This window comes from Myxococcus faecalis (genome assembly GCF_050039385.1).
In the GTDB taxonomy this organism is placed as follows: Bacteria; Myxococcota; Myxococcia; order Myxococcales; family Myxococcaceae; genus Myxococcus; species Myxococcus fulvus.
In genome coordinates this window covers 2166333-2182328 of record NZ_CP144336.1, presented here as the reverse complement: position 1 = coordinate 2182328, position 15996 = coordinate 2166333, and the positions used below count along the sequence as shown (strand labels likewise).

Below are 15996 nucleotides of genomic sequence, written 5' to 3'. Positions count from 1 at the left end.
CACGCTGCGAGAGTTCCGGGAAAGTCGGCACCTGGGTGGGTGCTTTCAACTCTGTCTCCGGGGCGTGCCGAATGTCGGATGCCAGCGACGTGTATCAGACGTGTCGAAGCTTCCACCCGCCCCTGCGGAAGAGGGCGGCGCTCGTCAGACCCAGCGCGCCGTAGGTGATGGCGATGGCGACGAACGCGCCCGTGGGGCCCCAGCCCAACGGATGGCAGAGGACATACGCCAGGGGCAGCTGGAGGCCCCAGGAGAAGAGGGCGTTCACCACGGTGGGCGTGGTGGTGTCCCCCGCGCCGTTGAAGGCGTGGGGCAGCACGGTGACGAAGGCGTAGAGGGCGAGGCTGCAGCTGACGATGCGCAGGCAGCGCACGGCGTGCAGGGCCACCTCCGGCTCGGAGGTGAAGCGGTGGATGAGGGGCTCGGCGAAGACCAGGAAGCCCACGGCCACCACGCCCAGGAAGCCGAGCGTGTAGAAGCTGGCGCGCCACGCGGCGCGCTCGGCCCGCTCGGTGTCGCCCGCCCCCAGGCTCTGACCCACGAGCGTGCCCGCGGCGTGGGACAGGCCCCAGGACGGCTGCTGGGCGAAGAGCAGGATGCGCATGGCCAGCGTGTAGCCCGCGAGCGCCGTGCTGCCGAAGGTGGCGACGATGCGCATCAGCACGAGCCAGCTGGACATGCCCAAGAGCGACTGGAGGATGGCGCCGCCGGACAGCTTGAGCAGCGAGCGCAGCGTGGAGGGCTCCACGCGCAGGTGACGGCGGCGCAGCTCCAGCCGGCCGCTGCCCTGGAGCAGGCGGTACAGCTGGTACAGCACGCCGGTGCCGCGGCCCAAGGTGGTGGCCACCGCGGCGCCGGTGACGCCCATCGCGGGCACGGGGCCCAGGCCGAAGATGAACAGGGGCGCGAGCACGATGTTCACGGAGTTGGCTAGCCACAGCGCGCGCATGGAGGTGGCCGCGTCCCCCGCGCCGCGCAGGATGGCGCTGATGAGGAACAGCAGCATGATGATGGGGAAGCCGCCCAGCATCAGCCGCGCGTACCCCAGGCCGTGCGTCACCACGCCGGGGGATGCGCCCATCGCGGTGAGGATGGGGCGCGCGAAGAGGCAGCCGGCCAGCGCCAGCGGCACGGAGAGGACGAGTCCCAACCCGAGGGCCTGAACGGCGGTGCGCGCGGCGCGCTCCGGGTCCTTCTGGCCGATGCGGCGGGAGACGAGCGCGGTCGCGGCGACGGCCAGCCCCAGCGGGACGGTCCGGAACAGCGTGAGCACGGCCTCGGTGAGGCCCACGGTGGCGATGGCGTCCGCGCCCAGTCGGGACACGAAGAGCACGTCCACCAGGGCGAAGATGGACTCCATCACCATCTCCAGCACCATGGGGACGGACAGCAGCAGGAAGGCGCGGTCCACGGGCCCGGTGGCCAGGTCCTCGGTGGAGCCGCGCACGGCCAGCCAGCAGGAGGCGAGCAGGCCCTTGCCCCCCGAGGTGGCGGGAGTGGCGCCGGGGGAGAAGGCGTCGGGTGGGGGTTGCGTCATGGATTGGGCGTTGCAACGGGATGTTGCATGCCTTTCATCCCGCGCGGTCCCCCGCCTGCCGGTGCCACGGTGCAGGGCGGCGCGAGCAGGCGTCCAACGGCGGTTCGGCCTGGAAGGGGCCTGCTCGGACGTCAGGTCGCTCGAAGTCCACGAGAGGCTCCGAGAACCCACCTTGTTGGAGTCAGCACGGGCCCTTCGATGGACGCCATGCCGGACAGCGCGCTCCCGTCCGCGCATTGCCAGGACGGGAACGCGGTCGCTCCGGGCTACTTCCGGGAGATCTTCCCGTCCTTGATGATGATGTTCGCGTCACCGTCGAAGGTGATGGTGGTGCCCTGCAGCGTCACCTTGCAGGGCGACGAACCCTGGATGGAGACCGAGGACGTGGTGCTGGCGGAGAACTTCACCGGGTCCTGCTTGCTCCCGCTGCACACGGCCTCGGCGGCGTACGCCTTGGAGTCCTTGTTCTCGTAGCGAAGGGTCAGGGACGCCGCGGCGGAAGTGGACACGAGCAGGGTGAGGGCTGCGATGGCGGTCCTCATGGTTGCGGGCTCCTTGTGTTGTCGAACCGGGAGCATCTTGACCCGTGACCCTGACATCCCATCCGGCGTGGAGCGCGCTCGACGACGCGACGACCATCAATCGTCCAATGCATTATCAAGGCTGGCATCTCCAACATCCTCGTCCTTGTTGCCGAACAGCCGGCGGACCGTATCTCCCAGGGGCTCGGGTCGGATGACCACCTCGCGCGGAAAGCCATTGCCCAACCCGTGCCGGACGAGGGTGACGATAGGTCGGATGCCGCCGTCAGTGGCCTTGGTGACGCGGCGTTGCTGGATGCGCGGCCCGCTGGAGCCGTCGCGGGTGCCTCCGCGGCGGACCTGCACATGTACACGCTCGCTCCGAGCGACCTCGAAGCTGGCTTCGAGCGAGAGGTCGTCATCGCGCACCGCCGTGGCTCGGTGCGCGCCAGTGGGAGGCAGTTCCTGATGGCCTTCGCGATTCCCCACTTCTTCTATCACCTGACCACGGCCTACGGCATCCTGCGCAACCAAGGCGTGCGACTCACCATGGGCGACTTCCTGGGCAACTGGGGCGAGCGTTGAGCGGGACTTCGCCCGCGCCGGGTGACGCCCGAGCCCCCTTCTCTCCTATACTGGGCGCCAGACGCCGTGCGGCTCCATCGTTGTCGTCCTGGGGGAGGAGTGCTCCATGTTCGCGTTCGACCAGAAGCCGCGTCCGTCGTCGGCGCATGCTCCTGCCCCGAAGCGTGAATCGCAGCGCCCGGCCGTCGCGCGCGCCGCATCGGAATCAGGTGGCGGATTGACGGCGCCAGTCGCTCCCGGTTCCCAGTTCGACTTCGCCCGCATCTCCATCACGCCGCCACGGATTCATCGCGAGCTGACCCTCGGCTCACCGGGGGACCCGTTCGAGCGCCAGGCGGAAACCGTGGCCGACCAGGTCATGGGGACGCCGCAACCGGCGCCCGTCGGCTCGGGGCTGCACCGGGGGAATGGGGACGTGGGGGCATCGCGTGCGCTCGCGCCGCCGGTCGTCCATGAGGTGCTCGCCCGACCCGGGCGCCCGCTGGAGCCGGCCGCGCGCGAAGCGATGGAGGCGCGCTTCGGTGGCGCCGACTTCTCTTCCGTGCGTGTGCATGACGACTCGCGGGCCGCGCAGAGCGCCCTGGCGGTGGGCGCGCACGCCTACTCCGTCGGTCGCGACGTGGTCTTCGCTCCCGGGCGCTACGGGCCGGGGACGGCCGCGGGAGATCGGCTGCTGGCGCACGAGCTGACGCACACCCTCCAGGGCGGTACGCGCACACTCCGCCGGCAGCCCTTGGACACGCCCCTGCTGGGGGCCGACACGGACGAGCCGCAGTCACTGAAGAACAGCGTCAGTGCCACGAACCCGCAGGCCGCCCGGCTGGAGATCGCCAGGATTCACCGCTGGCTGGCCCGGCAGCCCCCCGGGGCCGACAACGCGACGATTCAACATCTGCGCGCCGAGCTCGCCCGCCTGGAGGCCATCGTCGGCCCGGCGTTGCCCAGGACGACGATGGCGGACGCGTTCACCTCCCTCTTCAACACGGAGTTCGCGGACGTGCTGAACGTCTTCGGCGTGCCGGCGGCTCCGCTGACCACCGCGCGGCTCCAGGTGCTCTTCACGAGCACCCAGCGCCAGAAGCTGCGGGACTTCATCGTCTCCAAGCGCATCCCCGAGCGCCTGTTCAACGGCTCCGACCGGGGGGCGACCACGGCGCAGCAGCGCCTGCTCCTGTCGGCCCACATCCTCGCGAAGGGCATCTACCAGCCCGGCTCGTTCGAGCAGCGGGTGCATGCGCAGTTCTGCTTCCACTGGGTGCAGATCGTCCACCACTACGCTGGCGCCACCCCGCCCGGGTCCGGTTTCGCCGGAGGGGTGATGGGGTCCTTCGACCCGCTGGGCGCCGCGATGCTCAACACGGGGAGGTCGATTGACGTCACGAAGCAGGACCGGGTGTCGAAAGACAAGCTTCCCCTCGATGAGGCCGAGGGCGCCGAGATGCCCCCGTCCTGCGGCGCAGGACACCCGGGGCCGGCGCCGAGCACCGTGAAGCCGACCGACGAGGGCTTGGGGCCGCTGCACGAGGGCACGAAGCAGGCGGAGGCGGCGGAGAAGGCGGCGGCGGAGAACCCCGGCAAGGGGTCGAAATACTACCGGCAGCGGCATCTCCCCCTGGCGAAGCTCAACGACATCCAGACGGGAGACTGGCTGTACCTCTACAACGCCAACGCCTCGGAAGGGGGCGGGCACAGCGTCATCTTCTCCCACTGGGAGAAGAAGGATCTCATCCAGACGCCACCTGGAGCCCGCTATCACGTGGCCATCGTCTGGAGCCAGCCGACCCCGGCCAGAGGCGGCGTGCAACACAAGGCGAGGCTGGGCGACCGCTTCGTGCCCAATCCCGGCAACAACCTGGACCCCTACGTCACGCCCGTCACGCACATCTCACGGGTGACTCCCGACACGGGGCCCGCGCTCACCGCGGCGCAGATGCTGCCGGGCCGCACGGGCGCGGCCGCGACGAAGCTGGCGAAGGAGAACGCGGACTTCATCCAGGGCAAGAAGCTCAAGGGCCCGGTGAACCGCAAGAAGCTCGTGACGTGGCTCCAGGCCAGGAACGAGTCCTTCCTGGGTTCGCTGGGGACGCACCTGGACCCGGGACAGCTCGCCGTGCTCCGCGGCGTCAACCGGGGCGACGACCTGGAGGCGCTGGTCCGCCTCTTCCAGCGGCTGCGCACCCTGAGCACCAACGCGAGGGTGCTCGACGCGAACCTCCGCGCCTACAACGCGAAGCTGGACCCGAAGCACCAGGCGGCCAAGGAGGGCAAAGAGGCCGAGGTGGCGGCCGCGACCCGGAAGCTGCGCGCGGTCGACGTGGAGATTGAGGCGGTGGAGAGCGACCCTCGGGTGAATGACCCGACGCTCGTCCGCGAACTGGAGACCGAGGCGGCCAACCTCCAGCGGCAGCTCTCGAAGCTGGGGGCGGGGCCGGAGCGCGAGGAGCTGGAGATGCAGCGGGAGCGTTATCTGGCCAAGGCCGCCGCGGCGCGCGAGGTGCAGCGCAGGAGAGGGGAGCTGCGCGTCGGCCGCGACAAGGCGGTCAAGGCGCGCGACGCGGCGCAGGCCATCAAGCTGCCCTACGGTGTCGTGCACCCCGGCGACCTCGAGAAGCAGGACCTGCGCCGGCAGAACACCGGCCGTCTGGCGGACATCAACGCGGATATCGACTGGAGCGCGGTGGTGGACCCCGCTCCGACCACGACACCCAAGAAACCGTGAGCACGAACGGCCCTGGGTGAATCGGGTCGTTCGACGGCGAGCCTTGCCGCCCAGGCACTCGTTGGAGCCACTCCCCCGGGCCTCCGGACCGCTCGGACTCGTGGACCCCGCGCGCCGCTCCAGGTCCGCCATGGTGCTCGGCATGGCTCATTCCATCTCCGCTCCCGTGGCGGTTCCCGCAGGCGTTCGTCGTGCTCCCGCGAAGGAGGGCACTCGGCCCCGCACGTGGCCCGGAGTCTTGCTGGGAGTCCTCCTGACGCCGGTCGCCGGGCTGCTGCTGGCGGCGGCGGCCCGCATCGGCGCCTCGCCTTCGGGGTGGAGCTACTCCGGAGGGCTCGTGCTGGTGGCCGTCGGCCTGATGCTGCGTGCCCGGGGCCTGTGGCGAGCGGGGCTCGGGCTCATCGCGCTCGTCGCCTGCTCACGGCTGCTCTTCGCGGACGGCACGCTCCTGGAGACCGTGCGGCTTCCGGAGGGAGGCCACCGGTGGGTGAATCGCCTCGTCGACGAGCGGGACGGGACGCTGTTCGCGGCGCACGCGCTGGTGCGGCTGGGGAAGCTGCCGCGCTCGGAGGCGAGCGGGTTCATCCCCGCGCTGGAGGCGGCGTTCGACCGGATGGAGCTGGCGGAGGGCTCGGTGGCCACGCCCGCGATCGCCACCTCCCTGGGGCTTCAGTCGCCGGAGTCCTTCGATGCGCTGGTCATCCCGCCGGCTCGAGGGGCGACGCCGGACACGGCCGTGGTCTTCCTGCATGGCCATGCGGGCAACTTCGCCGTGTACTGCTGGGAGATGGCGCGGGCGTCCTGGACCATCTCCGCGCTGACGGTGTGCCCCTCGGTGGGCCCCGCCGGAGACTGGTGGTCGCCCCAGGGGGCGAGCACCTTGAAGGCGACCCTCGAATGGCTCTCGGCCCGAGGGGTTCGTCGCTTCTACCTGGGAGGGCTCTCCAACGGCGGCGTGGGGGCGAGCCTGCTCGTCAATCGCGTCTCGCACCCGGGGTTGGACCTGCGGGGCCTGGTGCTCGTGTCCGGCGCGCGGTCCTCGGCCCCCGTGCCGGAGGTGCCCACGCTGGTGATACAGGGGCGCCATGACTCCATGATGGGCACCCCCGCCATGCGTGCCTATGTCGAGCGCCTGGGGCCGCGAGCCACCTATGTGGAGCTGGACAGCGGGCACTTCGTGTTCCTCGACCGCCATCTCGAGTCAGAGAAGGCCATCTCCCAGTGGCTCCGTCAGCAGGAGGGGCACGACCTGCCCGACACCTGAGGCCGCGGGGCTTCCCGCGTGCAGCCCGCGTCCTGGGGGGCTGGTCGTCGTGGACCCTGAGGACCCGTCCAGGGTGGGCCTCGAGCTGGATGCGTTCGAGCCGCCGCCTCGGCGCAGGCCTCGCCCTGGTCCCGCTCAGTCGGTCGCCGTCGACACGAACTCGATGCACGCGCTGGGCAGTCCGGAGTCGGGCCGAGGAGCGATGAGCCGCGTCGGGAGCTGTTCGGCCGCGCAGCAGCGTTCGAGATAGGCCACCACCCGCCTGCCTTCGTCGCTGTCCGCGGCCACGTGGATGGGCTCGTTGGCGGGATTGATGATGGCGGGGAGGAATCCCGCGCGGATGCGCCCGGACGGCGTGATGTGGACCACCGCCGCGCCGGTCATCCTCGAGTCCGGGTGGAACGGCAGCAGCGGGTAGCCCTCCCTCGGGCGAATCATGTACTCGCCGAACTTGCGGGCCCAGGCCGCCATCTCCTCCGGCCGTCCCACGCCCAGGTAGCCATCCTTCGCGAGCCGCTCGGTGAGGTTCGGCAGGTCGAACACATAGTGTCCCAGCCCGTAGAAGATGGGCTTGCCGGCGTGGAACTCGACCCCGCGGAGCATGTGGTGATGGTGGCCCAGGACGACGTCCGCCCCGTGGTCGATGGCGAGCCTGGCCGTGCGACGCTCGTGGTCCGTCAGCGAGTACGGCACGGTGGAGTCACCCCAGTGGAAGCTGGCGACGACGATGTCCGACTTCGCGCGGGCCTCGTCGAGGCTGTGGAGGAACGCCCGCTGGTCCTCGACCAGCGGCTCGGTGCTCACCACGGGCGCCATGCCTGGATTCCACACGTTCAGGTCCACGGGCGTGTAGCGGGTGTGCGCGCGCAAAGGCGCGAGCCCCGGGACACCGGGTCGCGCCTCATAGCCATAGGGAAACACGGAGCTGAAGGCCAGGAAGGCCAGCCGTCTGCCATTGCGCTCCAGATACACGGGCGCGGTGGCCTCCGCGAGATGGGCGCCCGCGCCCACCGTGGCGATGCCCAGGTTGGCCAGCGTCCCGCGCATGGACAGGAGCGCGGCATGTCCCCCGTCCAGACTGTGATTGTTGGCCAATGAGAGGATGTCGAAGCCCGCCTGGGCCAGGGGGGCGGCGTTCGCCGCGGGCGCGGTGACGGCCGAGCCGGCGCTGGGGGCCCGCTGGATGTCGTCGCTGAAGACGCCCTCGCAGTTGCCGAAGACGACATCACCGGCCCGCAGGACGTCGCGGGCGGAGGCGAAGGCGGTCGCCGGCTCGTCGCGGTCCACGAAGACATCGCCCACGGCGAAGAGCGACAGCCCAGGTCCACTTGGAGGCGCGATGTTGTTCGAGGCCACGGTGCACTCCTACATCCTGCGCGGATGCGTTCCTCGCGCCTTCTACCAGACAAGGGTGTCACCGTGGTTTTTCGCGTGTTAAAGGCCCGGAGCCTCGAGCCGCATCGGAAGGCCGCTCCACGCGGCGGTCTCGATGTATGTCATTGCCTCCAGGAGTTCCCTTGCCCGCCACGCCCCCGTCCGCCCTGGTGACAGGAACCGAGTACGAACGCCTGCTCTCCAGTCTCCGTCTGAAGAGCCCCTGGGCGCTCGAGGGACACACCCCGGAAGAGGTGCGCCGTGCGCTGGATGTCGCGGCGCAGGCGGCCCGCGTGCAGGGGGGACGGGTCGACCATGGACCGTGGCGCTCGGTGGTGGACGTCATCGCCGAGCAGTGCCGGCGGCATGCCGACCGCGTCGCGCTCTCGGCCGGTGCTGCTGAAATCACCTACGCGATGCTGGAGGCCCGGACGCGTGCCCTGGCCGCCCGCCTGCGGGCCCGGGGGCTCGGGCGCGGAGACGTGGTCGCGGTGGTGCTGGAGCGGGGCGCGGCCTTCGTCGAGCTCGCCCTCGCCGTCTGGCGCGTGGGCGCGGCCTACCTGCCCCTGGCGCCGTCACACCCCCAGGCGTGGCGCGAGGACATCGTCCGCAGGGTCGGCGCGGCGCTCGTGGTGGGCGCGCCCGAATGCCAGGTGCGGGGCGTGCCCTTCCTGGAGCCAGGGGCCGACGCGGGCGAGGGGCGCGTGGAGGACACGATGCTCGTCCCGGAGGACCTCGCGTACATCATCTGCACGTCGGGTTCGACGGGCGAGCCCAAGCTGGTGATGACCGAGCATCGCGGCGTCGCCAACCTCCTGCATGCGCAGCGGGACTTCCTGGGCGCGCTGGGGCCGGACACGCGGGTGCTGCAGTTCTTCCACCCCTCGTTCGATGCCTCGCTGTTCGATGTGCTGATGGCGCTGCCCAACGGAGGTCGGCTGGAGACGCTGGATGCGTCGCCGCTCTCCGGAGCGTCGCTGGCCCAGGTGATGGTGGACCGGCGCATCACCCACGCGGTGCTGCCCGCCACGGTCCTCCGCACGCTGCAGCCGGGCGGCTTCCCCGACCTCCAGGTGGTGATGAGCACCGGGGACGTGTGCCTGCCGGAGACGGCCCGTCAGTGGAGCGCGCACCACCGCTTCGTCAACGGCTATGGCCCGACGGAGGTCACGGTGGCCAGCACGCTCCAGGCGGTGCACGACGTGGAGGGGGAGCGCGTGCCCATCGGCCGCCCCCTGTCCAACGACCACGTGGTCATCCTCGATGAGCACCTGCGCCTCGTACCCGACGGGGTGGCGGGTGAGCTGTGCATCGGCGGGGAAGGGGTGGGGCGTGGGTATCTGGGGCGGCCCGACCTGACCGCCGAGCGCTTCATCCCGGATGCGTTCGGTCCGGTGCCGGGAGGTCGGCTGTACCGCAGCGGCGATTGGGGCCGGTGGTTGCCGGACGGCACGCTGGAGTTCCTGGGCCGGCGCGACGACCAGGTGAAGATTCGCGGCGCGCGCATCGAGCTGGGCCAGGTGGAGGCGGCGCTGGCCGCGCTGCCGGACGTGCGCGACGCGGTCGCCCTCATCGACGACACGCGGGAGCGCCTGCTGGGCTACGTGATGCCCGACACCGGGGCGGCGCTGACGGGCGACGCGGTGCGCGCGGAGCTTCGACGCCGGCTGCCCGGCTACCTGGTGCCGGACGTGGTGGTCGTGGTGGAGGCCTGGCCCCTGAACACCAGCGGCAAGGTGGACCGGGCGCGGCTGCCTCGCCCTCCTCGCGCGGAGCGGACGGACTACCAGGCCCCGCGGTCGCCCGGTGAAGTGGCGCTGGCGGCCATCGCGGCGGCGCTGCTCGGGATGGAGCGGGTGGGGTGCGATGACAACCTGTTCGAGCTGGGAGGGCACTCGCTGTTCGCCACCCAGCTCGTGGCCCGGGTGCGACGCGTGCTGGGCGCGCAGCTGGAGCTGAGCGAGGTGCTCCAGACGCCCACGGTGGCCCGCCTCGCGGCGCGCTTGCGGGAAGCACAGGGTGGGGTGGACCTGGGCCCTCGACGTGGCGCTGTGGGAATGGCGCTCACGCCGTCGTTCGGCCAGGAGCGGGTGTGGCTGATGCACAAGCTCAACCCGGACGCGCGGGCCTATCACACGCAGGCGGTGTTCCGTCTCGAGGGCGCGCTGGACCTCGCCGCGCTGCAAGCGAGCCTCACCGACATCGTGCGTCGCCACGACGTGATGCGCTCGCGCTTCCCCGAGGTGGATGGCGAGCTGCGGTGTGCGCTGGAGGCCCCGTGGGAGGTGGAGCTCTGCGTCCAGGACTTCAGCGGCGTGGACGAAGCGCAGCTGGACTCCCGCGTGGCGGAGGCGGTCCGGGACGCGGTGCAGGCCCCGTTCGCGCTCGCCGAGGGCCGGCCCTTCCGCTGGCGGCTGCTGCGACTGAGCGCGGGGGAGCACCTGTTCGTGCACGTCGAGCACCACATCGTGCACGACGGCTGGTCCTTCAACGTCTTCGTGCGCGAGCTGCTCAACGGCTACGCCGAACACGTCCGCCACGGCCAGGTGCGGCGCCCCGCGCTGGCGGTGCAGTACTCCGATTACGCGCGCTGGCAGCGCGAGTGGGTGGGGACCGAGGCCGCCGAGGCGCAGCGCCGCTTCTGGCGCCGGGAGCTGGAGGGCGCGCAGACCCTGCTCCAGCTCCCCCGACGGGTGGCCCCCCATGGGCGACGGTTTCGTGGGGTGGCGCCCCGGGTGGAGCTGGACGGTGAGCTCGCGCGGCGCCTCCAGGCGCTGGCGGACCGCAACAACGCGTCCCTCTTCACCACGCTCCTCTCCGCGTTCTTCGTCCTGCTGCACCGGTACACCGGCTCCCAGGACCTGCTCGTGGGCTCCTCGGTCGCCAACCGGCGCTGGCAGGACACCGAGGGCATGCTGGGCATGTTCATCAACACCGTCGTCCTGCGGGGCAGGCTCGACGGGGACCCCTCGTTCGAGGAACTCCTGGCGCGGGTGCGGCGCACCACGCTGGAGGTCTATGACCACCAGGAGCTGCCCTATGAGCAGATCTTCGCGCAGTCGCCCGCGCGGCATCAGGGGGGCTTCAACCCGTTGATACAGACGATGTTCAACTTCCACGACTCGTCGGTGGGCACGCTCGATGCGTCGCCGCTCGACGTGTCCTTCGTGGAGGGGCTGGGCAACGGCTCCGCCAAGTTCGAGCTGTCCGTCGTCGCGGTGCCGCTCTACGCCGAGCCGGGGCACATCCAACGGCTGGCCGGGGACGTGGTGCGCATCCCGCGCTCGGAGGCCCCCGTGCGCTCCAGTCCCCGCTCATCCCTGAGCGGCATCCTGCTCTCGTGGGAGTTCGACTCCGACTTCTTCGAGGACTTCTTCATCGCCGGCATCCTGTCCGCGTATCAGCAACTGCTGCGCTCCATCGTCGACGCGCCGGACACCCGCGTGTCCAGGCTGTCGATGCTGAGCGACGCGGACCGGCGCGCGCTCTTCAGCGTGGGGGCTCGCCAGGAGGCGCCGTCGTATCGGGTGCATGACCTGTTCGCATACTGGACCCGCCGAGCGCCCGACGCTCCCGCGGTGAGGTCCGGCGACCGGGTGCTGACCTATGCCGAGCTGACGCGTCGGGCGGAGCACCTGGCGCACCACCTGCGCGACCTGGGCGTTGGCCGTGAGGCCCTCGTGGCGGTGTGCATTCCGCGCTCGGAAGCCCTGGTCGTGGCCCAGCTGGGAATCCTCATGGCGGGGGCGGCCTTCCTGTCGCTGGACCCAGGTGCTCCCGCGGCGTGGCTGGAGCCGCTCATGCGGGAGGCCGGGGCCCGCGCCCTCGTCACCACGGCGGCGTTGGACGGCCGACTCACCGGTCTGCCCACCGTCGTGCTGGAGGCGCTGCCTCCGGTGTCATCCGGGCCGCTGCCGGAGGGGAGCCCGTCGGACCTCGCCTACGTGCTCTACACGTCCGGGTCGACGGGCAGACCCAAGGGCGTTCAAATCGAGCACCACTCGGTCGTGTCCCTGCTGCACCGCACGGCCCTGGCCGAGGACCTGGGCCCCGGCAAGACGATGCTGGCGATGGCGTCGGTGACCTTCGACATCTCCGTGCTGGAGGTCTGGGGCGCGCTGCTCAACGGCGCCGCCGTCCACTTCCTGCCGCCGGGGTGGGACGTGCCGGGGCTGGCGCGCTGTCTCGTCGACCAGCGCATCACGCATGCGGTGATTCCTCCCGTGGTGCTGCCCCGGTTGGCGGCCGACGCTCCGGAGGCCTTCGCCGCCCTGGACCGCGTGGTGGTTGGTGGAGATGTCTTCCCGGTGGAGGCGTTCCGCGCGCTCCAGCGCGACGGCTTCACGAAGGTCACGAACGGCTACGGCCCCACGGAGGTCACCGTCATGGCCAGCGGACACCGGCTGGACGACGGGGTCGACGTCCAGGCCACCCACGTCCCCATCGGGCGCCCGCTGTTCAATGCGCACCTGGTGGTGCTCGACGCGCACGGGCAGGTGGCTCCGCCGGGCGCGGTGGGGGAGCTCTGCATCGGTGGGGCCGGTGTCGCGAGAGGCTACCGCGACCAGCCGGGCCTCACCGCCGAGCGCTTCGTACCGGACCCCTTCGGGACCCATCCGGGGGCGCGGCTCTATCGCAGCGGGGACCTGGCCCGGTGGTTGCCAGGAGGCGTCATCGAGTTCCTGGGCCGCCGTGATGAGCAGGTGAAGGTCCGTGGCGTCCGGGTGGAGCTGGCCGAGGTGCGTGCCGCCCTGGCCGCGCATCCCGGCGTGGTGGACGCGCTCGCGCGGGTCGACTCGCGGGGCGGGGAGGCTCGCCTCGTGGGCTATGTCGTGGCCGGGGCGGCGACCCAGGTGTCGGGGCAGGCCGTGCGCGAGGACCTGGCGCGCAGGGTGCCGGCGCACCTGGTGCCTTCGGAGGTCATCGTCCTGGCGTCCTGGCCGCTGACTCAAAACGGGAAGGTGGACCCCTCGCGGCTGCCCACGACGGACCGGCGCCCGGACGCGCCCTACACGGCGCCGAGGACCGAGGCCGAGGTCCGTGTCGCGTCGGTGGTCACCGAGCTCCTGGGCGTGAGCCGGGTGGATGTGCATGAGAGCCTGCTCGCGCTCGGCATGCATTCGCTGCAGGCGATGCGGCTGGCCTCGCGGCTGAGCCGGACGGTGGGGCGCGAGGTCGGGCTCGCCACCATTCTCACCGGGCCGACCATCGCCCAGCTCGCTCATGCGCTCGCCGAGGCTCCGGTCGCGAAGCCCACCATCAAGAGGCTGCCACGCGGATGACGACCGTGTTCCCGATGTCGTTCGCCCAGCAGCGGCTGTGCTTCCTGCACCGGATGGACCCCACCGGCGCGGCCCACGCCACCGTTCGCTGCCACCGTGTCACGGGGCCCCTGGATTCGCGAGCCCTGCAAGAGGCCCTGGACGCGCTGGTGGCCCGGCACGAACCGCTGCGCACCGTCTTCCCGCTGGGGACGCAGCAGCACATCGCTCCGGAGGGGCGCGCACAGGTTCGCTTCGTGGAGGTCACGACGGAGGCCGAGGCCCTGCGACACGCGCACGAGGAGGCGCTCCAGCCGTTCGACCTGGAGCGCGGTCCCTTGCTGCGGCTCACCGTGCTGCGGCTGGAGCCCCGGACGCATTTCCTCCTCTTCGCCGTGCACCTGCTGGTGGCGGACGGCACCTCGCTCCAGGTGTTCACCGAGGAGCTGGCCATCGCATACCGGGCAGCGCTCCTGGGGCGGCCTCCCGCCCTGCCCGAGCTGCCCGTGCAGTACGTGGACTGGGCCGCATGGCAGCGCGAGCAGCTCACCGCCGAGCGGCGCGAGTCGCTGTCGCGCTGGTGGAGGGAGCAGCTGTCGGGTGTCCCCCTGTTCCTGGACCTCGTCCCTCCGCGTCCCGTGTCGGGGCGGGGACGGCGCATGCACCGGGTGCTGCCCGCCGCGGTCTCCGACGGCGTGCGTGCCCTCGCGAGCACCGAGCGTCAGACGGTGTTCACGGTGCTGGCCGCCGCCTGTGGGAGGGTGCTCGGGCACCGTGCGGGACGTGAGCGGGTGCTGCTGGGGCTGGCCGTGGCGAACCGGGACCTGCCCGAGGTCGAGCGGGTGCTCGGGTTCTTCGTCGAGACCGTGGTGCTCCAGGTGGACCTGCGTGGTGACGTCGACCTCCGCGCGCTGCTCACCCGGGTGGCATCGGCCACGGCGGCGGCCACCGCGCACAAGGACCTGCCCTTCGAGCAGCTCGTCGCGGACCTGGCTCCGCCCAGGGAGCCGACGCGCTCTCCCGTCGTCCAGGTCAACTTCGCCTACCACCCCGTGGGCACGGCGGGCGCCCTGTCATTGCAGGACTGTGAGGTGACGGAGCTCCTGCTGGACCTCCCCTCCGCGAAGTTCGAGCTGACCGTTCGGGTGGAGGAACGCTCCGACGGCGCGTTCACCGTGTGGGGCGAGTTCGACGAGAGCCTCTTCGAGCCCGCCTTCATCGAGGCGCTGCTCGCGGACTACGAGGACGTCTTGCGGACGGCGACCCCCGACGCGCGGACCTCGCCTCGGCGCTCCTCGACCCGGGAACAACAGCTTGGCCGCATCTTCGCCGACGTGCTGAAGGTCGCCTCGGTCGCTCCGGACGACGACTTCTTCCAGCGCGGCGGCCACTCCTTGCAGCTCGTCGAGGTCGCGGTCCGCATCCGGAATGAACTGGGCCAGGACCTCGGCTTGCGCGAGCTGTACCAGCATCCCACCGTGGCGGGCATCGCCGCCCGGCTCGACCGAACAGGAGCCCCCCGATGAGCCCTTCCTATCCCTTCCCCAAGGACTGGAGCCTCCCGCTGGAGCCGCCCGCTGAATACGAGCGGCTGCGCAAGCAGGCCCCGGTCTGTCCCGTGAAGTTGTGGGACGGAAACACGCCGTGGCTGGTGAGCCGCTACAGCGACGTGCTGGCGGTGCTGGGAGACCCCCGGCTGGTCGCGGACTCCACGCTGCCGGGGTTCCCGCACCTGTCGCCCGCGGCCGCGGCTCGACAGGGCAGGCCGCTGGCCTTCTTCCTGCGCCCGGATGCGGAGTATCGGGCGCAGCGGGCCATGCTCGTGCAGGAGTTCATGCCCCGGCGGATGGAGGCCCTGAGGCCGCGCATCCAGGCCACCGTGGACGCGGCGCTCGACGCGATGCTGGCCGGCCCGAGGCCCGTGGACCTGATGTCGGCGTTCGCGCTCCCCGTGGCCCTGCAAGTCATTGGCGATCTGCTCGGCGTGCCCCAGGAGGGTGCCGAGGCGCTGCACGTGCTGAGCAGGACCGTCGGCTCGCGTGCGTCCTCCCGCGAGGAGGCGACCGCGGCCTTGATGGCGTTGGATGATGTCTTCCTGCGGTTGGTGGAGGACAACCTGCGTGAGCCCGGGGACACGCTCATCGGTCGCGTCGTCACGGAGCAGGTGGCGACGGGGAAGCTGAGCCCCCCGGACGCGGCGTCCCTGTTCCACGCGCTGTACTACGCCGGGCACGGACCGTCGGCGTACATGTTCGGGCTGGGGACGCTGGCGCTGCTCATCCACCCCGAGCAGCTCGCGAAGTTCCGCCAGATGGAGGACCCCGCCGCCATCACCGCGGCGGTGCAGGAGCTGCTGCGCTTCGTCAATGTCTCGCATCTGGCCCGGCAGCGCGTCGCCACCGTGGACCTCACCGTGGGCGGTCAGCTCATCCGCGCGGGGGAGGGTGTCCTCGCGCAGCCGGACTCGGCCAACCGCGACGGCACGGTCTTCGAGGCGCCGGACCGGCTGGATCTCCAGCGGGAAGCGCACCGCAACTTCGCCTTCGGCCACGGCATCCACCTGTGCACGGGGCGCGCGCTGGCCCTCATCGAGTTCGAGGTGGTGTTCAAGACGCTGTTCCAGCGCATCCCCACGTTGCGGCTGGCCGTGCCGCTGGAGGAGGTCCGCTTCAAGAAGGACGAGAACCTGCTCGGCGTCCATGAGCTGCCGCTCACCTGGTGACTCGCGGCGCTCG

The 15996-nt window shown here is 71.2% G+C and carries 10 protein-coding genes; 6 read left to right on the top strand and 4 right to left on the bottom strand.

The window, feature by feature from the left end:
• Window positions 1–94: 94 nt before the first annotated feature.
• The 3 genes from VZQ01_RS08570 to VZQ01_RS08560 form a co-directional block, all read right to left on the bottom strand.
• Window positions 95–1537, bottom strand: a complete 1443-nt coding sequence (locus VZQ01_RS08570; RefSeq protein ID WP_426747504.1) for an MATE family efflux transporter — start codon at window positions 1535–1537, stop codon at window positions 95–97.
• Between the two features lie 266 nt (window positions 1538–1803).
• Window positions 1804–2079: a hypothetical protein gene (locus VZQ01_RS08565; protein WP_426747503.1), complete on the bottom strand. Its 276-nt coding sequence runs from the start codon at window positions 2077–2079 to the stop codon at window positions 1804–1806.
• A gap of 96 nt (window positions 2080–2175) precedes the next feature.
• Window positions 2176–2487, bottom strand: coding sequence for a hypothetical protein (locus tag VZQ01_RS08560; RefSeq protein ID WP_223785955.1), 312 nt, complete (start codon window positions 2485–2487; stop codon window positions 2176–2178).
• On the opposite strand from VZQ01_RS08560, the gene VZQ01_RS08555 reads away from it, so the two are divergent.
• The 3 genes from VZQ01_RS08555 to VZQ01_RS08545 all read left to right on the top strand — a co-directional run bounded on the left by VZQ01_RS08555 (window position 2425) and on the right by VZQ01_RS08545 (window position 6626).
• Window positions 2425–2643: a DUF1993 family protein gene (locus VZQ01_RS08555; RefSeq protein WP_426747501.1), complete on the top strand. Its 219-nt coding sequence runs from the start codon at window positions 2425–2427 to the stop codon at window positions 2641–2643. The two genes, VZQ01_RS08560 and VZQ01_RS08555, sit on opposite strands and share 63 nt — an antisense overlap.
• A 106-nt stretch (window positions 2644–2749) precedes the next feature.
• Entirely contained in the window at window positions 2750–5362 is a 2613-nt protein-coding gene (locus VZQ01_RS08550; protein ID WP_426747499.1) for an eCIS core domain-containing protein, read from the top strand.
• A 238-nt stretch (window positions 5363–5600) separates the two neighbouring features.
• Window positions 5601–6626, top strand: a complete 1026-nt coding sequence (locus VZQ01_RS08545) for an alpha/beta hydrolase (protein WP_223785949.1) — start codon at window positions 5601–5603, stop codon at window positions 6624–6626.
• Between the two features lie 135 nt (window positions 6627–6761).
• Here the strand turns inward: VZQ01_RS08545 and VZQ01_RS08540 are convergent, their stop codons facing one another.
• Window positions 6762–7982, bottom strand: a complete 1221-nt coding sequence (locus tag VZQ01_RS08540) for a CapA family protein (protein ID WP_426747498.1) — start codon at window positions 7980–7982, stop codon at window positions 6762–6764.
• 161 nt (window positions 7983–8143) lie between these two features.
• Between VZQ01_RS08540 and VZQ01_RS08535 the strand changes: the two genes are divergently transcribed.
• The 3 genes from VZQ01_RS08535 to VZQ01_RS08525 are packed head-to-tail and all read left to right on the top strand — an operon-like array spanning window position 8144 to window position 15983.
• Entirely contained in the window at window positions 8144–13282 is a 5139-nt protein-coding gene (locus VZQ01_RS08535) for a non-ribosomal peptide synthetase (RefSeq protein ID WP_426747497.1), read from the top strand.
• Window positions 13279–14787 (top strand): condensation domain-containing protein, encoded by a 1509-nt coding sequence (locus tag VZQ01_RS08530; RefSeq protein ID WP_426747496.1) that lies wholly within the window; start codon window positions 13279–13281, stop codon window positions 14785–14787. Before VZQ01_RS08535 ends, VZQ01_RS08530 begins: the two co-directional genes overlap by 4 nt.
• A complete protein-coding gene (locus VZQ01_RS08525) occupies window positions 14784–15983 on the top strand; it encodes a cytochrome P450 (RefSeq protein ID WP_267697271.1) in 1200 nt (399 codons plus the stop codon). The genes VZQ01_RS08530 and VZQ01_RS08525 overlap by 4 nt, the downstream gene beginning before the upstream one ends.
• The last annotated feature ends 13 nt before the right edge of the window (window positions 15984–15996 follow it).